This is a genomic window from Bradyrhizobium guangdongense (assembly GCF_006483445.1).
GTDB lineage: Bacteria > Pseudomonadota > Alphaproteobacteria > Rhizobiales > Xanthobacteraceae > Bradyrhizobium > Bradyrhizobium guangdongense_A.
Genome location: NZ_PPPT01000020.1, coordinates 12,873 through 33,852, shown reverse-complemented (window position 1 = coordinate 33,852; position 20,980 = coordinate 12,873). Strand labels below are relative to the sequence as shown.

General features: G+C 63.8%; 23 protein-coding genes. 14 read left to right on the top strand and 9 right to left on the bottom strand.

The window, feature by feature from the left end:
* Positions 1 to 63: 63 nt before the first annotated feature.
* Positions 64 to 1,386 (bottom strand): urea ABC transporter substrate-binding protein, encoded by a 1,323-nt coding sequence (gene urtA, locus C2U70_RS03115; RefSeq protein WP_140976396.1) that lies wholly within the window; start codon positions 1,384 to 1,386, stop codon positions 64 to 66.
* Positions 1,387 to 1,912: 526 nt separating this feature from the next.
* On the opposite strand from urtA, the gene C2U70_RS03110 reads away from it, so the two are divergent.
* From C2U70_RS03110 to C2U70_RS03100, 3 genes are all read left to right on the top strand, one after another.
* On the top strand, positions 1,913 to 3,448 hold the full coding sequence (locus tag C2U70_RS03110) for a DEAD/DEAH box helicase (RefSeq protein ID WP_186294034.1): 1,536 nt from the start codon (positions 1,913 to 1,915) through the stop codon (positions 3,446 to 3,448).
* A gap of 23 nt (positions 3,449 to 3,471) precedes the next feature.
* Positions 3,472 to 3,759: a translation initiation factor IF-1 gene (gene infA / locus C2U70_RS03105; RefSeq protein WP_140976394.1), complete on the top strand. Its 288-nt coding sequence runs from the start codon at positions 3,472 to 3,474 to the stop codon at positions 3,757 to 3,759.
* 255 nt (positions 3,760 to 4,014) lie between these two features.
* Positions 4,015 to 4,227 carry a cold-shock protein gene (locus C2U70_RS03100; RefSeq protein ID WP_007599788.1) on the top strand — a complete coding sequence of 71 codons (213 nt, stop codon included), beginning with the start codon at positions 4,015 to 4,017 and terminating at the stop codon, positions 4,225 to 4,227.
* 91 nt (positions 4,228 to 4,318) lie between these two features.
* On the opposite strand, the gene C2U70_RS03095 is transcribed toward C2U70_RS03100, so the two are convergent.
* The 4 genes from C2U70_RS03095 to C2U70_RS03080 all read right to left on the bottom strand — a co-directional run bounded on the left by C2U70_RS03095 (position 4,319) and on the right by C2U70_RS03080 (position 7,091).
* A complete protein-coding gene (locus C2U70_RS03095) occupies positions 4,319 to 4,870 on the bottom strand; it encodes a TadE/TadG family type IV pilus assembly protein (protein ID WP_246666651.1) in 552 nt (183 codons plus the stop codon).
* Positions 4,871 to 4,920: 50 nt separating this feature from the next.
* Entirely contained in the window at positions 4,921 to 5,466 is a 546-nt protein-coding gene (locus C2U70_RS03090; RefSeq protein ID WP_140976393.1) for a TadE/TadG family type IV pilus assembly protein, read from the bottom strand.
* Positions 5,467 to 5,662: 196 nt separating this feature from the next.
* Positions 5,663 to 6,160 carry a pilus assembly protein N-terminal domain-containing protein gene (locus C2U70_RS03085; protein WP_140976392.1) on the bottom strand — a complete coding sequence of 166 codons (498 nt, stop codon included), beginning with the start codon at positions 6,158 to 6,160 and terminating at the stop codon, positions 5,663 to 5,665.
* A gap of 103 nt (positions 6,161 to 6,263) precedes the next feature.
* A complete protein-coding gene (locus tag C2U70_RS03080) occupies positions 6,264 to 7,091 on the bottom strand; it encodes a sterol desaturase family protein (RefSeq protein ID WP_140976391.1) in 828 nt (275 codons plus the stop codon).
* Positions 7,092 to 7,364: 273 nt separating this feature from the next.
* Between C2U70_RS03080 and C2U70_RS03075 the strand changes: the two genes are divergently transcribed.
* The 10 genes from C2U70_RS03075 to C2U70_RS03035 all read left to right on the top strand — a co-directional run bounded on the left by C2U70_RS03075 (position 7,365) and on the right by C2U70_RS03035 (position 16,309).
* The gene (locus tag C2U70_RS03075; RefSeq protein ID WP_140976390.1) at positions 7,365 to 7,529 is read left to right on the top strand and encodes a Flp family type IVb pilin; all 165 of its coding nucleotides are present in this window, start codon (positions 7,365 to 7,367) and stop codon (positions 7,527 to 7,529) included.
* Between the two features lie 75 nt (positions 7,530 to 7,604).
* Entirely contained in the window at positions 7,605 to 7,751 is a 147-nt protein-coding gene (locus tag C2U70_RS32795) for a hypothetical protein (protein ID WP_186294037.1), read from the top strand.
* 124 nt (positions 7,752 to 7,875) lie between these two features.
* Positions 7,876 to 8,400, top strand: a complete 525-nt coding sequence (locus C2U70_RS03070) for an A24 family peptidase (protein WP_140976389.1) — start codon at positions 7,876 to 7,878, stop codon at positions 8,398 to 8,400.
* A 127-nt stretch (positions 8,401 to 8,527) separates the two neighbouring features.
* Positions 8,528 to 9,331 (top strand): Flp pilus assembly protein CpaB, encoded by an 804-nt coding sequence (gene cpaB / locus C2U70_RS03065; protein WP_186294033.1) that lies wholly within the window; start codon positions 8,528 to 8,530, stop codon positions 9,329 to 9,331.
* Between the two features lie 2 nt (positions 9,332 to 9,333).
* Entirely contained in the window at positions 9,334 to 10,827 is a 1,494-nt protein-coding gene (locus C2U70_RS03060; RefSeq protein WP_140976387.1) for a type II and III secretion system protein family protein, read from the top strand.
* Between the two features lie 20 nt (positions 10,828 to 10,847).
* Positions 10,848 to 11,585: a CpaD family pilus assembly protein gene (locus tag C2U70_RS03055; protein ID WP_140976386.1), complete on the top strand. Its 738-nt coding sequence runs from the start codon at positions 10,848 to 10,850 to the stop codon at positions 11,583 to 11,585.
* Positions 11,582 to 12,850, top strand: coding sequence for an AAA family ATPase (locus C2U70_RS03050; protein WP_140976385.1), 1,269 nt, complete (start codon positions 11,582 to 11,584; stop codon positions 12,848 to 12,850). The genes C2U70_RS03055 and C2U70_RS03050 overlap by 4 nt, the downstream gene beginning before the upstream one ends.
* Positions 12,851 to 12,870: 20 nt before the next feature.
* Positions 12,871 to 14,334, top strand: coding sequence for a CpaF family protein (locus C2U70_RS03045; RefSeq protein ID WP_140976384.1), 1,464 nt, complete (start codon positions 12,871 to 12,873; stop codon positions 14,332 to 14,334).
* Between the two features lie 13 nt (positions 14,335 to 14,347).
* Positions 14,348 to 15,325, top strand: coding sequence for a type II secretion system F family protein (locus tag C2U70_RS03040; RefSeq protein WP_140976383.1), 978 nt, complete (start codon positions 14,348 to 14,350; stop codon positions 15,323 to 15,325).
* A 9-nt stretch (positions 15,326 to 15,334) separates the two neighbouring features.
* Entirely contained in the window at positions 15,335 to 16,309 is a 975-nt protein-coding gene (locus C2U70_RS03035) for a type II secretion system F family protein (RefSeq protein ID WP_140976382.1), read from the top strand.
* Positions 16,310 to 16,448: 139 nt separating this feature from the next.
* Here C2U70_RS03035 and C2U70_RS03030 read toward each other — a convergent pair whose 3' ends face one another.
* The 3 genes from C2U70_RS03030 to C2U70_RS03020 form a co-directional block, all read right to left on the bottom strand.
* Entirely contained in the window at positions 16,449 to 17,261 is an 813-nt protein-coding gene (locus C2U70_RS03030) for a tetratricopeptide repeat protein (RefSeq protein ID WP_140976381.1), read from the bottom strand.
* A 72-nt stretch (positions 17,262 to 17,333) separates the two neighbouring features.
* Positions 17,334 to 18,824: a metallophosphoesterase family protein gene (locus C2U70_RS03025; RefSeq protein ID WP_140976380.1), complete on the bottom strand. Its 1,491-nt coding sequence runs from the start codon at positions 18,822 to 18,824 to the stop codon at positions 17,334 to 17,336.
* Between the two features lie 270 nt (positions 18,825 to 19,094).
* Positions 19,095 to 19,298: a hypothetical protein gene (locus C2U70_RS03020; protein WP_140976379.1), complete on the bottom strand. Its 204-nt coding sequence runs from the start codon at positions 19,296 to 19,298 to the stop codon at positions 19,095 to 19,097.
* A 379-nt stretch (positions 19,299 to 19,677) separates the two neighbouring features.
* Between C2U70_RS03020 and C2U70_RS03015 the strand changes: the two genes are divergently transcribed.
* Positions 19,678 to 20,013, top strand: coding sequence for a hypothetical protein (locus C2U70_RS03015; protein ID WP_140976378.1), 336 nt, complete (start codon positions 19,678 to 19,680; stop codon positions 20,011 to 20,013).
* A gap of 72 nt (positions 20,014 to 20,085) precedes the next feature.
* Here the strand turns inward: C2U70_RS03015 and C2U70_RS03010 are convergent, their stop codons facing one another.
* Positions 20,086 to 20,763: a hypothetical protein gene (locus C2U70_RS03010; protein ID WP_140976377.1), complete on the bottom strand. Its 678-nt coding sequence runs from the start codon at positions 20,761 to 20,763 to the stop codon at positions 20,086 to 20,088.
* Between the last annotated feature and the right edge of the window lie 217 nt (positions 20,764 to 20,980).

Genomic DNA, 20,980 nt, shown 5'->3' with positions numbered 1-20,980 from the left:
AAATGGGTGGAGAAGGCGGCGGGATCGCCGCCTTCTCCGGTCGTGCAATCGATCAGGTCGGGATCAGGAGCCCGAACCCAGGCACTTGTTGGTCTTGGTGTTGTAGTTGCCGCACTTCTTCTCGACCCAGTCGCCGATCAGGTCCTTGGAGCCGTCGAGCTCCTTCGACCATGCATCGCCGGCAACGAGGCCAGGGGTCTTCCAGACCACGTCGAACTGGCCGTTCGCCTTGATCTCGCCGATGAACACCGGCTTGGTGATGTGGTGGTTCGGGAGCATCTTCGAGGTGCCGCCGGTCAGGTTCTTGGCTTCGATGCCGGGGAGAGCGTCGATCACCTTGTCCGGATCGGTCGACTTCACCTTCTCGACAGCCTTCACCCACATGTCGAAACCGATCACATGCGCTTCCATCGGATCGTTGGTCACGCGCTTCGGGTTCTTGGTGTAGGCCTGCCAGGCCTTGATGAACTTCTCGTTCTCGGGGTCCTTGATCGACTGGAAGTAGTTCCAGGCGGCGAGGTGGCCGAGCAGCGGCTTGGTGTCGATGCCGGCGAGTTCTTCTTCACCCACCGAGAACGCCACGACCGGGATGTCGGTCGCCTTGATGCCCTGGTTGCCGAGCTCCTTGTAGAAGGGAACGTTGGCGTCGCCGTTGATGGTCGAGACCACGGCGGTCTTCTTGCCGGCCGAGCCGAACTTCTTGATGTCGGCCACGATCGTCTGCCAGTCGGAGTGACCGAACGGCGTGTAGTTGATCATGATGTCTTCCTGGGCGACACCCTTCGACTTCAGATAGGCTTCCAGGATCTTGTTGGTGGTGCGCGGATAGACGTAGTCGGTGCCGGCGAGCACCCAGCGCTTCACCTTCTCGTCCTTCATCAGATAGTCGACCGCCGGGATCGCCTGCTGGTTCGGCGCCGCACCCGTGTAGAACACGTTGCGCTCGGACTCTTCACCCTCGTACTGCACGGGGTAGAACAGGATGTTGTTGAGCTCCTTGAACACGGGCAGCACGGACTTGCGGGACACCGAGGTCCAGCAGCCGAACACGACGGACACCTTGTCCTTGGTGATCAGCTCGCGGGCCTTTTCGGCGAACAGCGGCCAGTTCGAGGCGGGGTCGACGACGACGGCCTCGAGCTTCTTGCCGAGCACGCCGCCCTTCTTGTTCTGCTCGTCGATCAGGAAGAGGATCGTATCCTTCAGCGTGGTTTCGCTGATGGCCATGGTGCCGGACAGAGAATGCAGGACACCGACCTTGATGGTGTCGTCGGCGGCCTTGGCGCCGGTAATGGAGGCCAGACCGAGCATCAGTCCGGCGGTCGCGGCGAACAAGCCGCGGCGGCTGAATGGCGCCGCTATATCGTGAGTTGATTTAGTAAGCATGAGGTATCTTCTCCCTGACGCAGACGTGAAAACGCTGCGAAACGGCCCCACGGCCGCCTGCGGTTAACGGAATCGCAAGAACCATGCCATGGGGGTGAAGTGGGCCAAGCCACTGTTCTCTCAGGTCTATTTTGTCGCAGCCAAGAAATCGCCATGTTCACAATGCCTATTTATTAGGCCAAGAAAATGTATGCTTATGCGGCAGACAGTCTATTTTTTGGACAAAAAGTGCACTCTGGCTAAAATTCCGGCATCGCTCCGGCAACGCAATATTAGCCGTAAGCGCCGGCTATGCCTTGAAACCGCCCCTTCGATGTTCCATATGAGCGTACGAGACCCCTTGCGAATCAATGGGTCGTAGCAAGCCGCGTGTTCTTAAGCCCCCGCGCTATCAAGCGTCGTGGGCATCTGGTTTGCCCCTTTCAGCCAACTCATCGACACCCCAAACACGCAGGTGTCCTCTCGACACCCTTGCGCGCGCCCCGCAACGAGCGCGGGCGCATGCTTTCATTGGAAAGACCCTCTTTTGACTTCCTTTCAGGACTTCGGCCTGGCCGATCCCATTTCGCGCGCTCTCAAAGAAGAGAACTACGTCACTCCCACCCCCATCCAGGCCCAAACCATCCCGATCGCGCTGACCGGGCGTGATGTCGTGGGCATCGCCCAGACCGGCACCGGCAAGACCGCGTCCTTCGCGCTGCCGATCCTGCACCGGCTGCTGGAAAACCGCGTCCGGCCGCAGCCAAAGACCTGCCGCGTGCTGGTGCTGTCGCCGACCCGCGAGCTCTCCGGCCAGATCCTCGACAGCTTCAACGCCTATGGCCGGCATATCCGCCTCACCTCGGCGCTCGCCATCGGCGGCGTGCCGATGGGCCGCCAGGTCCGCTCCCTGATGCAGGGTGTCGACGTGCTGGTCGCGACCCCCGGCCGCCTGCTCGACCTCGTGCAGAGCAACGGGCTGAAGCTTTCCAACGTCGAGTTCCTCGTGCTCGACGAGGCCGACCGCATGCTCGACATGGGCTTCATCAACGACATCCGCAAAGTCGTCGCAAAACTGCCGATCAAGCGGCAGACGCTGTTCTTCTCGGCCACCATGCCGAAGGACATCGCGGAACTCGCCGATTCGATGCTGCGCGATCCCGCACGCGTCGCGGTGACCCCGGTTGCCTCGACGGCCGAGCGCATCACCCAGCGCATCATGCAGGTCGATTTCTCGGCCAAGCCGGCGTTCCTGACCAAGCTGTTGAAGGACGAAACCATCAACCGCGCGCTGGTCTTCACCCGCACCAAGCACGGTGCCGACAAGGTCGTGAAGACGCTCGAGAGGGCCGGCATCGCCGCCAGCGCCATCCACGGCAACAAGTCGCAGAACCATCGCGAGCGGACGCTCGCCGCGTTCCGCACCGGTGAGATCCGCACCCTGGTCGCCACCGACATCGCCGCCCGCGGCATTGACGTCGACGGCATCACCCACGTCATCAATTTCGACATCCCGAATGTGCCCGAGACCTATGTCCACCGCATCGGCCGCACCGCGCGCGCCGGCGCCGAGGGAACGGCGATCTCGCTGGTCGCAGGCGGCGAGGAGCTCGGCTATCTCCGCGACATCGAGCGGCTGATCCAGGTGGCGCTGCCGCGGGAAGACCACCGCACGGACGCCGGCCGCAACGATGCGGGCGCGCCCCCGTCACAGCAGCGCCAGGGTCGCCCCGGCCGCCCGGGCCAGCGCCCGCAAGGCGCAAGGCAAGGTGACGGACGGCGTGACGACAGGCGCAGTGACGGACGGCATAGCGCCGGCAAGCCGAGCGATGGAAGGCCCGGCGAAGGTCGGCACGGTGAGGGCAGGCATGCCGAGGGACGGCCTGGCGGTAGCCAGAAGGCCTCGAAGGGGTCTCGCCGCCACCGGTCCGGTTCCAATAAGATGGGACATTCACAATCCGATCGGCCGGAACAGCGTTCCGCGCATGGCGCCGGCAAGCCTGATGGGATACAAGGCGTGGCCTTTTTACGCCGCGAGAGTCGGCCGATGGGCCAACCGATCCGCAAACCCTATTCGCACTAGCCGTCCACGACCTGGAGATATCAATGGCTAAGGAAGAGCTGATCCAGTTCGAAGGACTGGTCACCGAAATCCTCCCCGACGCGCGCTACCGCGTGCAGCTCGACGCCGGACACGAGATCGTCGCCTATACCGCCGGCAAGATGAAGAAGAATCGCATCAAGACGCTGGCGGGCGACCGCGTGACGGTCGAGATGTCGCCCTACGATCTGGAGAAGGGCCGCCTGATATTCCGCCACAAGGACGAACGTCCGGCGGGCGCCGGCGGTCCACCGCGGGGCCCACAGCGCGGCGGCCAGTTCCGCCGCAGGTAATCGCGGGCAGGAACGACGTTACGGCCTGACCTGCACGGGATCCGCCGCTTGACTGCGGCGGATCAAAAAATCGTGCACGTCAGGATTGTTTTGAGGCCTTGTTTCCAATAAAATCCACCCATCGATTTTCGGCCGGACGACATTAGCATCCACCGGTACAGCCGGTTCAGACACGCTGACGACCCTTCCAAAAATTCGATCGAACCAGCCCGCGAGAGTGGGCTTTGACATTGTTGACTGAGAAGGGACTACCCCATGAGCATGGGAACCGTGAAGTGGTTTAACGCAACCAAGGGCTTCGGCTTCATCCAGCCCGACGATGGCGGCCAGGATGTGTTCGTTCACATCAGCGCCGTCGAGCGCGCCGGTCTCGGCACGCTGCGCGAAGGCCAGAAGATCTCCTACGAGATCGTCGCCGATCGCCGCTCCGGCAAGTCGGCCGCCGACAATCTCCGCTCCGCGGGCTAAGCCTGCTCGAGCGAACCGGACAAACGAAAAGGCCGTGCGCACCGCACGGCCTTTTTTCTTGCCACCAGTTTCTTGTCGTCAGGACTTTCACTCAGGTCGTCGTGCAGGTCGTCGACGGGCTGTAATAGACGCAGGTGGACTGACGCGGACGGGTGTAGGCGACGTCGCTCAGATTGATCCCGCTCTTGAGCACGAAGCCGACCGACGGCGTGTAGGTGTAGCTGACCTCGCTGAAGATCAGATAGGTGCCGCCGATCGCGAGCGACGTCGGGATTGTCACCACCGAACCCGCCGTGCGCGGCGACGATCCCTTGCTCCATTGCACGCGGGCCTGCAGCGTCGTGGGGTCGACATAGAGCTCGGTGATCGTCCGCACCACCGGCGTCGTCGAATAGGGCGTCATCACACCGGTCGAGGCCGCGAAGAAGTTGGTCATGTCGGTATCGCCGACCGACGTCGACTGCGAGGTGAGGTCGGACAGCGTGCGCGCCATCAGCGTCACCTTGCGGTCGATCGCGACGGCCGAGGAGAACTCGACCGTGCCAAAGAACATCACCAGCATCAGCGGCACGATGACCGCGAATTCGGTCGCAGCCAGGCCCTGGCTGTCGGCGAGGAAGCCCCGCAGGGAAAGACGTCTCATCTGCCGGAGTCTTGCAATCGTCTTCATCGGTCTGCCCAGCATGGTTGGCGTCAATAGGGTTCGTTCTTGAACGCGGCGGTCGCCACCAGCAACCGCTTGTTGCCCGCGAGATTGGAGATGTTCAGGCCCATGCCGGTGACGAACAGCGGCCACTGGTAGAACAGCCTGACCACGACGACGTCGCCGGCGCTGCCGGGGCTGTAGCCCATCGCCGTGTTGAAGTTGCCGGCGGCATCGATGTGACTGTCGATGGTCACCGAGGCGAACGAGGTCGAATAGCTCTGCACGTCGACATAGAGGTTGTTGCAGTCGAACAGCGCCGGGATCTGGGTGCAGACATAGGTCTTGAATTGCGTCTGCGTATAAGAGCCGGTCTGGGCCTGGCCGGTCAGGATCATGCGCGCCGAATTCTGCGTCACGGTCTCGAGCACCTGGCTCGCGAAGAACATGATCGCGGTCTCGATGATCGCGAACAGCAGCGCGAAGAACACCGGCGCGACCAGCGCGAATTCGATCGCGGCCGAGCCGCGGCGATTGCGGCCGAAGCGGTGCAGAATTTTCCGGAGCGTCAACTTCGAGGCGACAGGCGACGACATCGCAAGAAATCCCCAGCGGCAGCGATCTTCCGCCCCGTATTTAGCCGAAACTGATTGTTAGAGTGTTTCAGGCGACAGGGCCGCGCCGGCCCGGGCCGTTAGGAAAGCGTTAACCATGTTGGCCGGCGGCGACGGGGCGCGGTCACCGCACCCCGCCCGCTCGCGATTTGCCTGTTGGTCTTGTTAGTTGGTCTCGTTAATTGGTCTTGGCGGCGCCGGCGGCGTTGCCCGCAGCCGAGTTGCTCAGCGCGCCGGCCTGGCCCATGGTGGTGTTGAAATAGTTGTCGCTGTCGCCGAGCGTGACGCGGCGCTGGCAGATCGGCATGCAGCTATAGGATTCGCGCTCGACGCCGCGATAGACGGTGACGAGGCGGTCGCTCGGGCCCTCGACCTGGATCTGACGGTCGACGAGAACCTCGCCGCCGCGGTCCAGTGCGATGAAATTGGTCGCGCCGTAGCCCTTGCCGGTCACCACGACCATGCCGCCGGGCTGCAGCGTCACGTCCGCGATCAGGGGATTGCCGACCACGATGGTCGCGACCTTGCCGGGCAGCTTCACGAGCTTGGCCTGGTCGACATTGACCGCGATGGTCTCGGCGGTGGGTTCGGCCAGGACGGCGGCCGGCGATGCCAAAACGGCGGCCGCAACCAGCAGACAGACGCGCGCGCGATGGCGCAGATACTCTTTACGCATACTCAACCCCGGGGAACTGGCCGGCAAGAAGCGATACGAGCGGAGCCGGCGCCCGACCCGCCTAACCTGACCTCAATTCGTGAACGTTCCGCAAACACAAAGCCTATTGTCTGAACGGATAGGCCAATTGGCCGCCGAACTCGGCCGGCATGGCTGCCTCGTCCTTACCGTATTCCTTCGGAAGCTCGTTATCCGGCATCCGGAAGGTACCGAACAGGACGTCCCAGATCGGGAAGGTGCCGGCGAAATTGGTGTTGCCGCCCTCTGCGAGCGAGGTGTGGTGCCAGCGGTGGAACACCGGCGTCGCCAGCAGATACTTGAACGGCCCGAAGGTCCAGTTGAGGTTGGCGTGGACGAAGGCCGAATGGAAGGTCGTGAAGGGGCCGACCCAGATCATCACGTTCGGCGAGATGCCGGCCATCAGCAAGAGCACGTCGACGCTGATCGTGCCCAGCAGCAGGTTGACGGGGTGAAAGCGCGCCGCCGAGATCCAGCCGATCTCCTCCGAGGAATGGTGGACGGCGTGGTACTTCCAGAAGCCGCCGCCATGGAAGACCCGGTGCATCCAGTAGAGCATGAAATCCGACAGGACGAGGAACAGCACGCCCTGCATCCACAGCGGCAGCTCCGACAGCGGACCGTGGCCATTGTCGTAGAAGGCGATCAGCTCGTCGGGATCGTGGATGTTGAAGACGACGCCGGCGCCGACGATCAGCAAGCCAATCCGCATCGTGCGCGCAAACACCGGCACGAAGAACCAGTAGCAGATGTCGGTGACGATCTCTTTCTTGCGCCACCAGGGCGCGCCGGGATTGCAGGCCCAGACATGCTCGAGCACGGTGAAGACCACGGCAAGTCCGAAGGTGATGGGAATGACCTTGGTGATGGTCTCGCCCAGCATCAAGGCGACTTCCATGGGCAGGCTCGACATCGCCGCAACTCCAATTCCTGAATGCCATACGCCTACGCCCCGAACTTTAAGGGAGCGTGAAGTCGCTTGTTTTCCGTGAGTTTCCGGTCCGCGGCGTTGCGAACAACATCGAATTGCAGGGAGCGCCTTAAGTCGAAATTCACTCTGGTCAAAAGCAGCCTGTAACGATCGCGTTTACACGGTTGAATTAACCCTACCGAAAGAGCTCGGCTCTCATGTTCGACGCGCTGAGACCAGCCCCGAACGTACCAAATCCCAGATGGAGTTTTGCTTATGAAGAACCTTCTCGCGCGTTTCGTGAAAGACGAGTCCGGCGCCACCGCCATCGAATACGGCCTGATTGCCGCGGGCATCGCGCTCGCCATCATCACCGTCGTCAACAACCTCGGCACCACGCTGAACACCAAGTTCGGTTCGATCAGCAGCTCGCTGAAGTAAGCGACCGGCCTGCACACAGCAAAAGCCCCGGACTCTGTCCGGGGCCTTTGTTTTTTCGAGCGGACCAGGGTTCCCGTGGCGTTGCGTAGAGTTGACCAGAATGCCGCCACTGGCGCGGCTACAAGCGGCACGGCACCGATCGAGGCGCCGGTGTATTGGGTTTGCGCCGCCCTGCTGCTCGCGCTCGCGACGCTGGCCGCGCGCATCGTCAGCATCTGGTGAAAACGGCCCCACGGGTTCCGCGACCAAACGAGCCGTCCTCCATTTTCGGTTTGTTTAGCACTGGCGGCTAGAATTCGGCGACGCTCCGATCCCGCGCCACACGCACGGCCCCAAGAAGCAGCCCATGATCCTCGACATCGCACGCCTCATGCTCTTTCCGGCCCTGATGGCTTTCGCCGCGGCGAGCGACCTGTTCACGATGACGATCTCGAACCGCGTGTCGCTGGCGCTGGTCGCCGGCTTCTTCGTGGTCGCGCTCGCGGGCGGCATGGCGCCCTACGACGTGCTGACCCATGTCGGCGCCGGCGCGCTGGTGCTGGCCGTGACGTTCACCTGCTTTGCGATGGGCTGGGTCGGTGGCGGCGATGCGAAAGTCGCAGCCGCCGTCGCGCTTTGGTTCGGCTTTGCCCATCTGATGGATTTCGCGCTCTACGCCTCGTTGTTCGGCGGCGCGCTCACCCTGCTCCTGCTCCAGTTCCGGCAATGGCCGTTGCCGTTCGGGCTTGCCGGGCAGGCCTGGCTCGCCCGGCTGCACGCCAAGGAGACCGGCATCCCCTACGGCATCGCGCTCGCGCTCGGGGCGTTGCTGGTCTATCCGGAGACGGAATGGGTGAAGGCGATTGATCTCGCTCACCTCGCCATGCGCTGAGCCTACCGGGGTAACCCGGCGTTAAGCCGATTTAGATACGCCTCATTAACCATGCTTTGACGAATAACTGCTCAACTGCGACCACGGCGGCGGCAGCGTCGCGGCGTTTAGTTGGGAAGTGAAGCGTATGAATACCGCACGCATTGTCGTACTGACGGTCGCTATCGGTGCCGGCGGCATCGCCGCGTACCTTGCGAGCGGTTCCGACAATTCCGCTCCCCCTCCCGCCGCCCCGGTCGTCCAGCTTCCCACCATCGACGTCCTCGTCGCCAAGAACGACATCGGCCTCGGTCAACCCGTCAAGCCGGAAGACGTCCAGTGGCAGACCTGGCCGGCCGCGACCGCCAGCGCCACCTTCATTCGCCGCAACGATCGCCCGGACGGCAACACCCAGGTCGTCGGCGCGATCGCGCGCGCCCCCTTCATCCAGGGTGAGCCGATCCGCGACCAGAAGCTGGTCAAGGCCGAGGGCTCGGGCTTCATGGCCGCGATCCTGCCGAGCGGCATGCGCGCCGTCGCCACCGAGATTTCGCCCGAGACCGGCGCCGGCGGCTTCATCCTGCCCAACGACCGCGTCGACATCCTCTTGGTCCGGCGCGACAAGAATCCGGATCGCGCCGGCTCGGCCAGCGACCTCATCACCGCCGAGGTGGTGCTGTCCAACATCCGCGTGCTCGCGATCGACCAGGCGCCGAAGGAAAAGGACGGCCAGAACGCCGTCGTCGGCCGGACCGTGCTGCTCGAGCTCAAGCCGGAGCAGACCGAGACGCTCGCCCGCGCCCGCCAGAGCGGCACGCTGTCGATGGCGCTCCGCAGCATCGCCGACGTCAACGCCAAGGAACCCGCGTCGGATGAGCCTTCACGCAAGCGCGGCGAGAGCATTTCGATCATCCGGTTCGGCATCCCGAGCCAGATGACGGCACAGAAGTGACGATGAGGACTTTCGATATGAAGTGCAGGGTCACCACGGCGAGCTTGCGGACCATGATGGTTCGCGCCCTGTCGATTTCCGCCGCGACCACGCTCGCTCTCAACCCGGTGCTGACACCGGTGATCGCCGCCGATTATCGCCCGGTGCCGCAGGTCTCGGCCGCCGACGGCCAGATGAACGCGCGTTTCCTGTCGCTCGGCGTCGGCAAGTCGATCGTGATCGACCTGCCGCGCGACATCAAGGACGTGCTGGTGGCCGACCCCAAGATCGCCAATGCGGTCGTGCGCTCGGCGCAGCGCGCCTACATCATCGGCGCGGCCGTCGGCCAGACCAACATCGTGTTCTTCGATTCCGCCGGTCAGCAGATCGCGGCCTATGACATCGCGGTCAAGCGCGACCTCAACGGCGTCCGCGCCGCGCTCAAGCAGGTCGCCCCCAATTCGGACATCCTGATCGACGGCCTCGGCGAAGGCGTCATCCTGACCGGCGTCGCGGCGAGCCCCATCGAGGCGCAGCAGGCCAACGACCTTGCCGCACGCCTTGCCGGTGGCGCCGACAAGGTGGTGAACTCGATCGTGGTTCGCGGCCGCGACCAGGTCATGCTCAAGGTGACGGTCGCCGAGGTCGCGCGCAACATCATCAAGCAGCTCGGCATCGACCTCTCCGCCAACCTCAATTACGGCACGGCGGTGGTGAACTTCACCAACTCCAACCCGTTCACGGCCTATGGCCGCAATTTGGTCTCCGGCAACAACCTCACCACCTCGTTCGGGACGACGCCGTCGGTGACGGCGACGCTGCGCGCGATGGAGAGCGCCGGCGTCGTGCGCACCCTCGCCGAGCCGAACCTCACCGCGATCTCGGGCGAATCCGCGACCTTCATCGCCGGCGGCGAATTCCCGGTTCCGGCAGGCTATGCGTGCGATCCCACCACGCATGTCTGTACCACTCAGATCAGCTTCAAGAAGTTCGGCATCTCCCTCAACTTCACCCCGGTCGTGATGACCGAAGGCCGCATCAGCCTGCGCGTGATGACGGAAGTGTCGGAGCTGTCGAACGAGAACTCGATCACGCTGTCGCAGGCCGTCACCTCGACCGCGGTCAACTCGCTCACCGTGCCCTCGATCAAGACCCGCCGTGCCGAGACCACACTGGAAATTCCCTCCGGCGGCTCGATGGCGATGGCCGGCCTGATCCAGGAGCAAACCAAGCAGGCGATCAACGGATTGCCCGGCCTGATGCAGGTGCCGCTGCTCGGATCGCTGTTCCGCAGCCGCGACTACGTCAACAACCAGACCGAGCTGATGGTGCTGGTGACCCCCTACGTCGTCCGCGCGGTCGCGCAGAAGGACCTGTCGCGCCCGGATGATGGCTTCGCGGCGCCCCCGGATCCGCAGGCAGAACTGCTCGGCAACATCAACCGCATCTATGGCGTGCCCCGCCGGACCGACCCGGCGCGCAATTATCGCGGCACCTACGGCTTCATCACCGACTGAGGCGGAACGGGAACTTGACAATGACCGCAATACCAACCCTCGATCGCAAGCGCGCCGCCCGCCTCGGCCTCGCGCTCGTCGGCATCGCCATGGCGCTCGGCGCGTGTACCCACACCGAACCCGAGATCACCGCCTCGATTCCCGACGACTACAAGCAGCGTCACCCGATCGCGATCGAGGAGCAAAACCGTTCCATCGTCGTGTTCGTCGGCCATGCGCGCGGCGGCCTGACCGCGGCCCAGCGTGCCGACGTCATGGGCGTCGCCTCGACCTGGCTGCATGAGGGCACCGGCGCGATCCATGTCGACGTTCCCTCCGGCACGCCGAACGAACGCGCGGCGGCGGACTCGCTGCGCGAGATCCAGGCGATGCTGGCGGCAGCCGGCGTCCCGCCGCGCGGTGTCATGGTGCGGCGCTATCGCCCCGAGGATTCCCGCTTCCTGCCGCCGATCCGGCTGACCTATTCGAAGATCGCGGCGGTGGCCGGCCCCTGCGGCGTATGGCCGGAGGACCTCGGCCCCTCGATCAAGAACAAGAGCTGGTACGAGAACAAGTCGTACTACAATTTCGGCTGCGCCGCGCAACGCAACCTCGCTGCGATGATCGACAATCCGTCGGATCTCGAGCAGCCGCGGCCCGAAACGCCAGCCTACACGATGCGTCGTAACGCGGCCTTCGAGAAGTACCGCAAGGGCACGCCGACGACCACCACCTATCCAGAAGCCGAGAAGGCCAAACTGAGCGACACCGGCAAATGATCAGCTACGCGCGCCAGACTCAGGAAGAGCAGCCGCAGGCCGCGCCGCCGCCGGTCGAGGAGCATATTGCGCCCGCGCCCCGCGTGTCGGTGCAGGCCTTCTGCGAGACCGTCGAAACGGCCGCGGCCGTGCAGTCGGCCGGCGAGGACCGCCGCCTCGGCAAGGCCCATCTGAAGATCCAGATGGGCGGCATGGCTGCCGCGATCGAAGCCTACCGCACCGCGCCGACGCCGAACGTGATCGTGCTGGAGGCCGATGCCCGCACCGACATCCTGGGCGGGCTCGACCAGCTCGCCACCGTTTGCGACGCCGGTACCCGCGTCATCGTGATCGGCCGCGTCAACGACGTCGCGCTCTATCGCGAGCTGGTGCGCCGTGGCGTCAGCGACTACGTGCTGGCCCCGGTCGGCCCGATCGACGTCGTCCGCTCGATCTGCAACCTGTTCTCGGCGCCTGAAGCCAAGGCGGTCGGCCGCATCATCGCCGTGGTCGGCGCCAAGGGCGGCGTCGGCGCGTCGACCATCGCCCATAACGTCGCCTGGGCGATCGCCCGCGACCTCGCGATGGACGCCGTCGTCGCCGATCTCGACCTCGCCTTCGGCACCGCCGGGCTCGACTACAACCAGGACCCGCCGCAGGGCATTGCGGACGCCGTGTTCTCGCCGGATCGCGTCGATACCGCCTTCATGGACCGGCTGCTGTCGAAATGCACCGACCATCTGAGCCTGCTGGCGGCGCCTGCAACGCTCGACCGGGTCTATGATTTCGGCACCGACGCCTTCGACGCCGTGTTCGATACGCTGCGCTCGACCATGCCCTGCATCGTGCTGGACGTCCCGCATCAATGGACCGGCTGGACCAAGCGCGCCCTGATCGCAGCCGACGACATCTTGATCGTGGCAGCGCCTGACCTCGCGAACCTGCGCAACACCAAGAACCTGTTCGACCTCCTGAAGGCCTCCCGTCCCAACGACCGGCCGCCGCTGTACTGCCTGAACCAGGTCGGCGTGCCGAAACGGCCAGAAATCGCCGCCGCCGAGTTCGCCAAGGCGATCGAGTGCCAGCCGGTGGTGTCGATCCCGTTCGAGCCGCAAACCTTCGGTTCCGCGGCCAATAACGGCCAAATGATCGCGGAAATCTCGGCCAATCACAAGTCGATCGAGATGTTCCTCCAGATCGCGCAGCGCCTGACCGGCCGCAGCGAGAGCAAGAAGCAAAGGTCGTCTTTCCTTTCACCTCTGATTGAGAAGTTGCGGGGAAAATAGCCGCCGCAAGGAGTCGTTAAGTGTTCGGTAAGCGTAGCGGAACAGACACCGATTTTCGGGCCCCCAAGCCCGGCGCCGGGTCGCCAGAGCCTCAAGCGGCTCCGGCGCCGGCCGTTTCGCGCGCGCCGCCTCCGCCGGCCGTCGCCTCGCCGCCGCTCGCGCCGTCCCGGCCCGCACCGGCCATGGAAAACCGCCGCTCGGACAATTATTACGAGGTCAAGGCGACGATCTTCGGTGCGCTGATCGAGGCCATCGACCTCGCCCAGCTCGCCAAGCTCGATTCGGAGTCCGCGCGCGAGGAAATCCGCGACATCGTCAACGAGATCATCGCGATCAAGAACATCGTGATGTCGATCGCCGAGCAGGAAGAGCTGCTCGACGACATCTGCAACGACGTGCTCGGTTACGGCCCGCTCGAGCCGCTGCTGTCGCGCGACGACATCGCCGACATCATGGTCAACGGCGCCAACACCGTCTTCATCGAAGTCGGCGGCAAGATCCAGCGCACCGGTATTCGCTTCCGCGACAACCAGCAGCTCCTCAATATCTGCCAGCGCATCGTCAGCCAGGTCGGCCGGCGCGTCGACGAATCCTCGCCGATCTGCGACGCGCGCCTCGCCGACGGCTCCCGCGTCAACGCCATCGTGCCGCCGCTGTCGATCGACGGCCCCGCACTCACCATTCGTAAGTTCAAGAAGGACAAGCTGACGCTCGATCAGCTCGTCAAGTTCGGCGCCATCACCCCCGAAGGCGCGGAGATCCTGCAGATCATCGGCCGCAGCCGCTGCAACGTTCTGATCTCCGGAGGTACCGGCTCGGGCAAGACGACGCTGCTCAACTGCATGACCAACTATATCGAGCACGACGAGCGCGTCATCACCTGCGAGGACGCCGCCGAGCTCCAGCTCCAGCAGCCGCACGTGGTCCGCCTCGAAACCCGCCCGCCCAATATCGAAGGCGAAGGCCAGGTGACGATGCGCGAACTGGTGCGCAACTGCCTGCGTATGCGTCCCGAACGCATTATCGTCGGCGAGGTCCGCGGACCCGAAGCCTTCGACCTGCTGCAGGCCATGAACACCGGCCATGACGGCTCGATGGGCACGCTGCACGCCAACAACCCCCGCGAAGCGCTGTCGCGCTGCGAATCCATGATCACGATGGGCGGCTTCTCGCTGCCGTCGCGGACGATTCGCGAGATGATCTGCGCCTCGATCGACGTCATCATCCAGGCCGCGCGCCTGCGCGACGGCTCGCGCCGCATCACCCACATCACCGAGGTGATGGGCATGGAAGGCGACACCATCATCACGCAGGACATCTTCATCTACGACCTGATGGGCGAGGACGCCAACGGCAAGATCATTGGCCGGCACCGCTCGACCGGCATCGGCCGTCCGCGCTTCTGGGAACGCGCCCGCTACTACGGCGAAGAGAAACGCCTTGCCGCCGCGCTCGATGCGGCGGAAGTGGCGTCGAAGGCCTGAGGGATAGCGCGCCATGAACATGCAAGTGCTCGCCCTCTCCTTCCTCGCGACCGCCGCCGTCGGCGGCATCGCGTGGGTGTTCCTGTATCCGATGCTCTCGGGCGAACGGAAGGCCGAAAGCCGCCGCGCCTCCGTCGCGCGGACCGAACCCACCACGGCGCGGCAAGCCGAGAAGAGCCAGCGCTCGCGACGCGAGCAGGTCGAGACCTCGCTCAAGGATCTCGAGGCCCGGCGCCAGCAGGAAAAGCGCGTTCCGCTGCCCGTTCGCCTGTCGCAGGCGGGCCTCGACTGGACGCCGAAGAAATTCTACGTCGTGTCCGCCGTGCTGGCGGGCGCATTCTTCTTCTTGGTGACCTTCGGCGGCGGCGGCCTGCTCGGCGCCGTCGGTCTTGCCTTTGCCGCGGGTTTTGGCCTGCCGCGCTGGATGCTCAGCTTCCTGAAGAAGCGGCGCGAGGCGAAGTTCCTGAAGGCGCTGCCGGACGCCGTCGACGTCATCGTCCGCGGCATCAAGGCAGGCCTGCCGCTGTTCGAATCGATCAAGGTCGTCGCAGCCGATTCGCCGGAGCCGCTGCGCAGCGAGTTCCTGGCCATCATCGAGACGCAGGCGATCGGCATGCCGCTCGGCGAGGCCTGTACGCGCCTGTACGACCGCATGCCGCTGCCGGAAGCGAACTTCTTCGGCATCGTCATCTCGATCCAGCAGAAATCCGGCGGCAACCTCTCCGAAGCGCTCGGCAACCTCTCCAAGGTGCTGCGCGACCGCAAGAAGATGAAAGAGAAGATCCAGGCGATGTCGATGGAAGCCAAGGCGTCCGCCGGCATCATCGGTTCGCTGCCGCCTATCGTCATGTTCCTCGTCTACCTCACCACGCCCGGCTACATCTCGATCCTTTGGACCCACCCCACCGGACAGCTCATGCTGGTCGGTTGCGTGGTCTGGATGGCGATCGGAATCATGGTGATGAAGAAAATGATCAACTTCGACTTCTGATGGTGCCGTATGGTCGAGTTCCTCGTCGCTAAACTGCATGACGCCCGCTTCATCGCGATGTTTCTGGCGGCGATCGCCGCCAGCGCCACCGTCTACACGCTGATCACGCCGCTGTTGGCCGGCGAAGGCCTCGCCAAGCGCATGAAGGCGGTGGCGAGCGAGCGTGAGCGCATTCGTCAGCGCGAGCGCGACCGGCTCGCCAAGAACGAGAAGGTTTCGCTGCGCCAGACGCCGAAGCAGCTCGTCTCCAAGGTCGTCGAGGACTTCAACCTCACCAAATGGCTGGCGCAGGAAGCCGCCCGCGACAAGCTCATCATGGCCGGCTATCGCGGCCAGGCGCCCTACATCACCTTCCTGTTCGCCCGTATGGTGGCGCCGCTGGTGCTGTTCGTCGGCTCTGTCCTCTACATCTTCCTGATCGCGCATATGGAGCAGTCGCTGCCGATCAAGATCGGCCTCTGCGTCGGTGCGGCCTATCTCGGCCTGCAGGCGCCGATGCTGTTCCTGCGCAACGCGATCTCGAAACGCCAGCTCTCGATCAAGCGCGCCTTTCCCGACGCGCTCGACCTGCTGCTGATCTGCATCGAATCCGGCATGTCGGTCGAAATGGCGTTCCGCAAGGTCGCGACCGAAATCGTGGGACAGTCGATCGCGCTGTCGGAAGAGTTCACGCTGACCACGGCCGAATTGTCCTACCTGCAGGACCGCAAGGTGGCCTATGAGAACCTGGCGCGCCGCACCGGGCTGGAGGGCGTCAAATCGGTCTGTCTGGCGCTTCAGCAGGCGGAGCGCTACGGCACGCCGCTCGGCCATTCCTTGCGCGTGATGGCGCAGGAAAACCGCGACATGCGCATGAACGAGGCCGAGAAGAAGGCCGCCGCGCTGCCGCCGAAACTGACCGTGCCGATGATCCTGTTCTTCCTGCCGGTGTTGTTCGTCGTCATTCTCGGACCGACCGGTATCAAGGTTTCCGAGCTGCACTGACGAAGAAGGGGTTGGAAACAACCCCATGCACAGTAGATGGCGGCCGCCGGTTTAGGATCCGGCGGATATTGCGAAGCATCTGATCTGGCGGGCACAATCGGCATCGCGGCGCATCGGCGCCGCCGGCAGCGGGTTTCGTTCAATCCTGCTGATTGAGGGCTGCAACCGGCGTCCGCTTGCCGCGGGACGGCGTTTCGTTGCGGCTCAGCATGTCCTTGAGATAAGCGACATTCGCCGCGGCCTCGTCGGGCGGCAGGTCGGCCTTGACGATGGTCTCGGCCTCCGCAAAGCGCCCCTGCAGCCCCACCACGAGGCCGAGATTCTGCCGGACCCGCGTGCCGGCGCGCGGCGAGGCGTAGGCCTGTCGCAGCGTCTCCTCGGCCTTGGGCAGGTCCCGCGACAGCATGTAGGACAGGCCGAGATTGGACAGCACGCTCGGCTCGCCGGGCGCGAGCTTCAGCGCGCTGACATAATAGCGGCGTGCATCCTCGTGCTTGCCCATCTGGTCGAGCGCGGTGCCCTGCACCGAGAGCAGGCGCCAGTCGGGATTGTCGGGCGAATGCGCCTTCGACAGCACGTCGAAAGCGGTCTGAAAATTGCCGTTGTCGGCAAGCGCGCGGCCATAAAGCGCAAGCAGCGTCTTGTTGCCGGGATGCGCGATGGTCGCCTGCTCCAGCACCGCGACCGCCTGGGCCCGCTGGCCGTTGGCGCGCAGCGCCTGGCCATAGGCGAGTGCGGCCTCGGCATCCTTGGGATTGGCGCGGTAGCGCTCGCCATAGACCTCGGCGGCGCGCGCGGGATCGGTCGGCGCGGCCTCCGCGCGTGGGCTGATGGAGCCGGTGATGCTGTCGGAAATTTTTGACATCCCCGTGCAGCCGCCGAGGCCCGCCGCCAGCGCCGCAACCAGCGAGGTGGACGCAAGGAGCCGGGCAAGACTGTACTGGTGACGCATGACGCTAAGGACTCTCGAGCCGATTAATCGAGCCTAACGCGCCAGCAATAGACTGTTAACCCTAACGGCCGGTTAACGCGGCGTCCCGGCCGGTGGTGCGCCGCCGAGATCGAGATCGGAGCCCAGGGCTTTCATCTGCGCACCGAGCTCGCGCAGCGTGCCAAGCCGAAGCTGCCGCTCGCCGGCGAGGTCCACGCCGTCACGGGGCGTCCTCGGCAATTCGCGCACGATGTCGGCCTGGTCGACGAGACGCTTGGCGCGGAGATCGTCGAGCTCCTCGCCCTCGATGCCGAGCACGTCGGCGGCCTGCGCAATCAGCCGGTCCAGCAGCAGACCGATTGTCGCAAGTGAGCTCGCATCGTGCCGCGCGCCGGACCGCGCGACCTTGCCGCCGAGGTCGCCAACAACACGAGAGGTGACGAGCGCGGCATGAAGCGCGTACGCCCAGTCGTGATCATCGTCATAGAAGGCATGACGCCGGAGCAGCAGACAAGCGATGGCCGCGATCTGCTCGCGCCTCGGCATTTCGCAGGCCGACAGGTCGATCGCCGCCTGGAAGGCCGGATCGCGGCAAAAGTCCCGGCCTGCCGGCAGGTGGATGACACCGTCAGGCAGATTGCTGTCGAGCCGATGGAACGCGCCATCCTCCCGCGGCCGCGAATATCTGGTGACGGAGAAGCCGTATCGTCGCTCCGAATCGGACGCGGTCGGACCGAAATGGACGATGTTGAAGCCGGCGTCATCGCCGCCCTGCCCGGTCGACGACGGACAGGACAGCACATAGAGCGTGCGCCAAAACTCCTCGCGCCCCTGGCTCCCGGTCGCGCGCGGATTGGGGATCGAATACCGCGTCAGTCCCTCGACGTGCCGATGACCGTGCAGGATGAAATTGACGTTGAGGGACGTGGCCGCCTCGAGAAAGGTGGCGGGGCTGGCGAGATACATCATGGGCTCGTCCGGGCTGCCGAGGAAGCGCTTGCCCTCGCCGGTCGCCTGCGGCAGCGGATGATGATGCATCGCCAGCACGCGCACCAGATTCTCCGACGGCTCGATGTAGTCAGCGCGTCCGTCGGCGCTCAGGCTGCCGGCGAGCTCGGCGCTCAGCCGCGCCGATTGCGCCACGACACCGTGATAGGCGCGCTGGTCGATGTTGCCGCCCGCGAGACTCGCCGCGTTGGAATCGAGCAGCACGAGATCGAGCCCGGACTGGCGATAATAGACGTTCTTCGACGTTCGCGGCAGGTTGAGATAATCGTAGACGTCGTGGCGGCGGCCGAGCAGGCCGCGGGACCTGACATCGCGATTGCCCGCGACCGCCTGGATGTCGGTGAACAGGCCGGTCTGCCGGAAGGCCGAGATCGCCGACAGCGCTTCGTCGAGCGCGCGCGGGGTGGGATCGCTGACGAGGTCGCCGGTGATCAGCAGAATGCGATCCGGAACATCGGCGAATTCGGCCATCGTCTGGCGAATGGTTGCGATCAGGCCTTCGACCGCCTGATGCAGCCGACCCGTGCCATCGAGGTGCAGGTCGGACACATGCGCAATGACGAATGACCTATCCATGTCGCGCCGCCTCATCGCAAATGGTGCGTCGCTCAAGGCTTGAACAAAATGCCTTTCGACCAATACACTTCAGTTCGCACCGATCGGGAGGCCGCCGCGCGCATTCGTGCAACAACGCGCGCTACGGACCTCCACAATCTCTAATATTTTGCGACTATGCCACAACCACAACGCTAGTAAAGCCCTGAGCACGCTTCGCCTCTGGTCCTGTGAAGGACGGCTTCCGGAGCGAGTTACGAGCCGAGGTTGCAGAAGGTTTCGCCGGCCCGCTCAATATTCGATGGCGAGCCGCTTCCTGATCTCGTCGATGCGCTTGTCGAGCGCATCGAAGCGCGCATGGATGGCACGGTCGTGCAGGTAGAAGATATAGCCGCCGGCGAGGAACGCGAAGATCCAGTGATGATGTTCGACATAGGCGAATACCGATTCGACGGCGAGGCCAAGAAACGCGACGATGCTCCACAGTATTTCCATTCCGTTTCCTCCCGGGACATCTTGTCGTAACTCGGCTCGCGGTACACGCGGGTAATTTTTGCCGAAACCTAGCATGTCGCTTGCTAGGGCGTGTACTCATAGATCCGTGGCGTCGTCAGGTCCGCTGTGCCCCTCGTAGCGGCGCAATAGCGGACCTCGCCAGAAGTCCGAGTTGGGCCACATAAGCGGTCCTAGCGGTCGCGCGTCGGTTCCAGGATCATTCGCAAACGACTGGGGATTGCTCACGGACCGTCAACGTCCAGGGGCCTTGATCGTACATCTCGGGCTCGGGCTCATCGCTCTTGCCGTAGCGCAGTCGCGCGCCTGCTTCTAGCCGAGTGCAAATCCGCACCACTAGTGGCCCTTGGGGCTCAACGCCATGGACGGCAAGGGCCGCTCGCAGTTGCTGCCACCGTTTCTCGGTGAAGGCGCCAGTATGGCACATGTCTTCGCAGCAGCAATACGTTCGACCGGCGCGAAACGTGATGCACAGTTGGAATTCCTCACCATGGCCTCGGATGTTCTCGATGCTCAGGGCATAGTACCGGTCGGGACGTCCTTCGGCGCCGCTGTTCTGTCGGAGCAAGTCAATCCAAGCAGCACAGACGCGGGCTTGAAGGGTCGTGTGTTCATCCATGAGAGTGGCGCTGACAGCGCGTTCATTCGGATCAAGGACCTAACAGTTCGGTCCTGCATTCGAACTATCGTGCCTTAGGGGCCCCTTGTCTAGCGTGAGGACTTCTTGCGTCAGTGCGATTGTCCAGAAAATTCGCAGTCGGTGCGCACTTCATGATGCGCCTCCGATAAACATGTACCGGCTGATGCCAAGACCATTAGGCAGGTAGAGGACTTGTTCTCCAGGCGGACGTTTTTCGATCGCCGCGATCCAAGGTAATTTCTCGCGAATGGAAATGACAACGGGATCATTGGTGATCTCGACAGACGCGCTCACGAAATGAGCGGACGGACCCAATACAGAGGCGAAATCTGCTACTGTAATCCCCCTACCCGTGGTGGGTTCCTGCGAATTCGCGAACCATAAAAACCGTGGAAGATTGTCGAGGGCAAGTTCACGCTTGCCTTGCAAGGAGGGCAGCATGGCAAGATTGACACCTTGCGCGTCGCCGAAGGCGCGAGGAACGAGCCACAATGCACCCTGACCATCCTTGCTGTTCTTGTAGTTGGCGATCAACGTCGCAATAACAATACCGTGGTCGTCGAGGTCAACAATGGGGGCCTGCCCACGCAGTAGTGGACCGAAGGGACTCCCATCGCCGATCTTGATGCCTTCGTGCCACGTGACATCAATCACACTGGACCCAGTGTGCACCTTTCCATCGATTTCAATATTCACCGTTAACCGATAGCGGTACGAATAGTCGTGGAATGCGAACGTAAACCAACCGACCAACGCCGCCGCGCTGACTGCGGCGACCAATAGAATTGTAAGACAGCCACGCTTCATATTTGTCGAAGATTCTCTCGCACCGTGGGATTTTGCAAATAGGTGTGGGCGACCTTTCGCCCAGATATAACAACCCTACCGAGCACACATTGATATATTGCTACAGCGGTAGAAACATTTCGAATTTCCGCTTTGGGGTCAGGGCGTGAGCCGGCTATGCTCTTCATGGCGACGCAACAGCAGACCTCGCAGCCGGGTTGCGGCCAAACTCGGACAT

Coding starts and splice junctions, on each gene's coding strand:
- urtA (WP_140976396.1), bottom strand. CDS start 1,386: ATGCTTACTAAATCAACTCACGATATAGCGGCGCCATTCAGCCGCCGC.
- infA (WP_140976394.1), top strand. CDS start 3,472: ATGGCTAAGGAAGAGCTGATCCAGTTCGAAGGACTGGTCACCGAAATC.
- C2U70_RS03100 (WP_007599788.1), top strand. CDS start 4,015: ATGAGCATGGGAACCGTGAAGTGGTTTAACGCAACCAAGGGCTTCGGC.
- C2U70_RS03095 (WP_246666651.1), bottom strand. CDS start 4,870: ATGAGACGTCTTTCCCTGCGGGGCTTCCTCGCCGACAGCCAGGGCCTG.
- C2U70_RS03090 (WP_140976393.1), bottom strand. CDS start 5,466: ATGTCGTCGCCTGTCGCCTCGAAGTTGACGCTCCGGAAAATTCTGCAC.
- C2U70_RS03085 (WP_140976392.1), bottom strand. CDS start 6,160: ATGCGTAAAGAGTATCTGCGCCATCGCGCGCGCGTCTGTCTGCTGGTT.
- C2U70_RS03080 (WP_140976391.1), bottom strand. CDS start 7,091: ATGTCGAGCCTGCCCATGGAAGTCGCCTTGATGCTGGGCGAGACCATC.
- C2U70_RS03075 (WP_140976390.1), top strand. CDS start 7,365: ATGAAGAACCTTCTCGCGCGTTTCGTGAAAGACGAGTCCGGCGCCACC.
- C2U70_RS03070 (WP_140976389.1), top strand. CDS start 7,876: ATGATCCTCGACATCGCACGCCTCATGCTCTTTCCGGCCCTGATGGCT.
- cpaB (WP_186294033.1), top strand. CDS start 8,528: ATGAATACCGCACGCATTGTCGTACTGACGGTCGCTATCGGTGCCGGC.
- C2U70_RS03060 (WP_140976387.1), top strand. CDS start 9,334: ATGAGGACTTTCGATATGAAGTGCAGGGTCACCACGGCGAGCTTGCGG.
- C2U70_RS03055 (WP_140976386.1), top strand. CDS start 10,848: ATGACCGCAATACCAACCCTCGATCGCAAGCGCGCCGCCCGCCTCGGC.
- C2U70_RS03050 (WP_140976385.1), top strand. CDS start 11,582: ATGATCAGCTACGCGCGCCAGACTCAGGAAGAGCAGCCGCAGGCCGCG.
- C2U70_RS03040 (WP_140976383.1), top strand. CDS start 14,348: ATGAACATGCAAGTGCTCGCCCTCTCCTTCCTCGCGACCGCCGCCGTC.
- C2U70_RS03035 (WP_140976382.1), top strand. CDS start 15,335: ATGGTCGAGTTCCTCGTCGCTAAACTGCATGACGCCCGCTTCATCGCG.
- C2U70_RS03030 (WP_140976381.1), bottom strand. CDS start 17,261: ATGCGTCACCAGTACAGTCTTGCCCGGCTCCTTGCGTCCACCTCGCTG.
- C2U70_RS03025 (WP_140976380.1), bottom strand. CDS start 18,824: ATGGATAGGTCATTCGTCATTGCGCATGTGTCCGACCTGCACCTCGAT.
- C2U70_RS03020 (WP_140976379.1), bottom strand. CDS start 19,298: ATGGAAATACTGTGGAGCATCGTCGCGTTTCTTGGCCTCGCCGTCGAA.
- C2U70_RS03015 (WP_140976378.1), top strand. CDS start 19,678: ATGGACGGCAAGGGCCGCTCGCAGTTGCTGCCACCGTTTCTCGGTGAA.
- C2U70_RS03010 (WP_140976377.1), bottom strand. CDS start 20,763: ATGAAGCGTGGCTGTCTTACAATTCTATTGGTCGCCGCAGTCAGCGCG.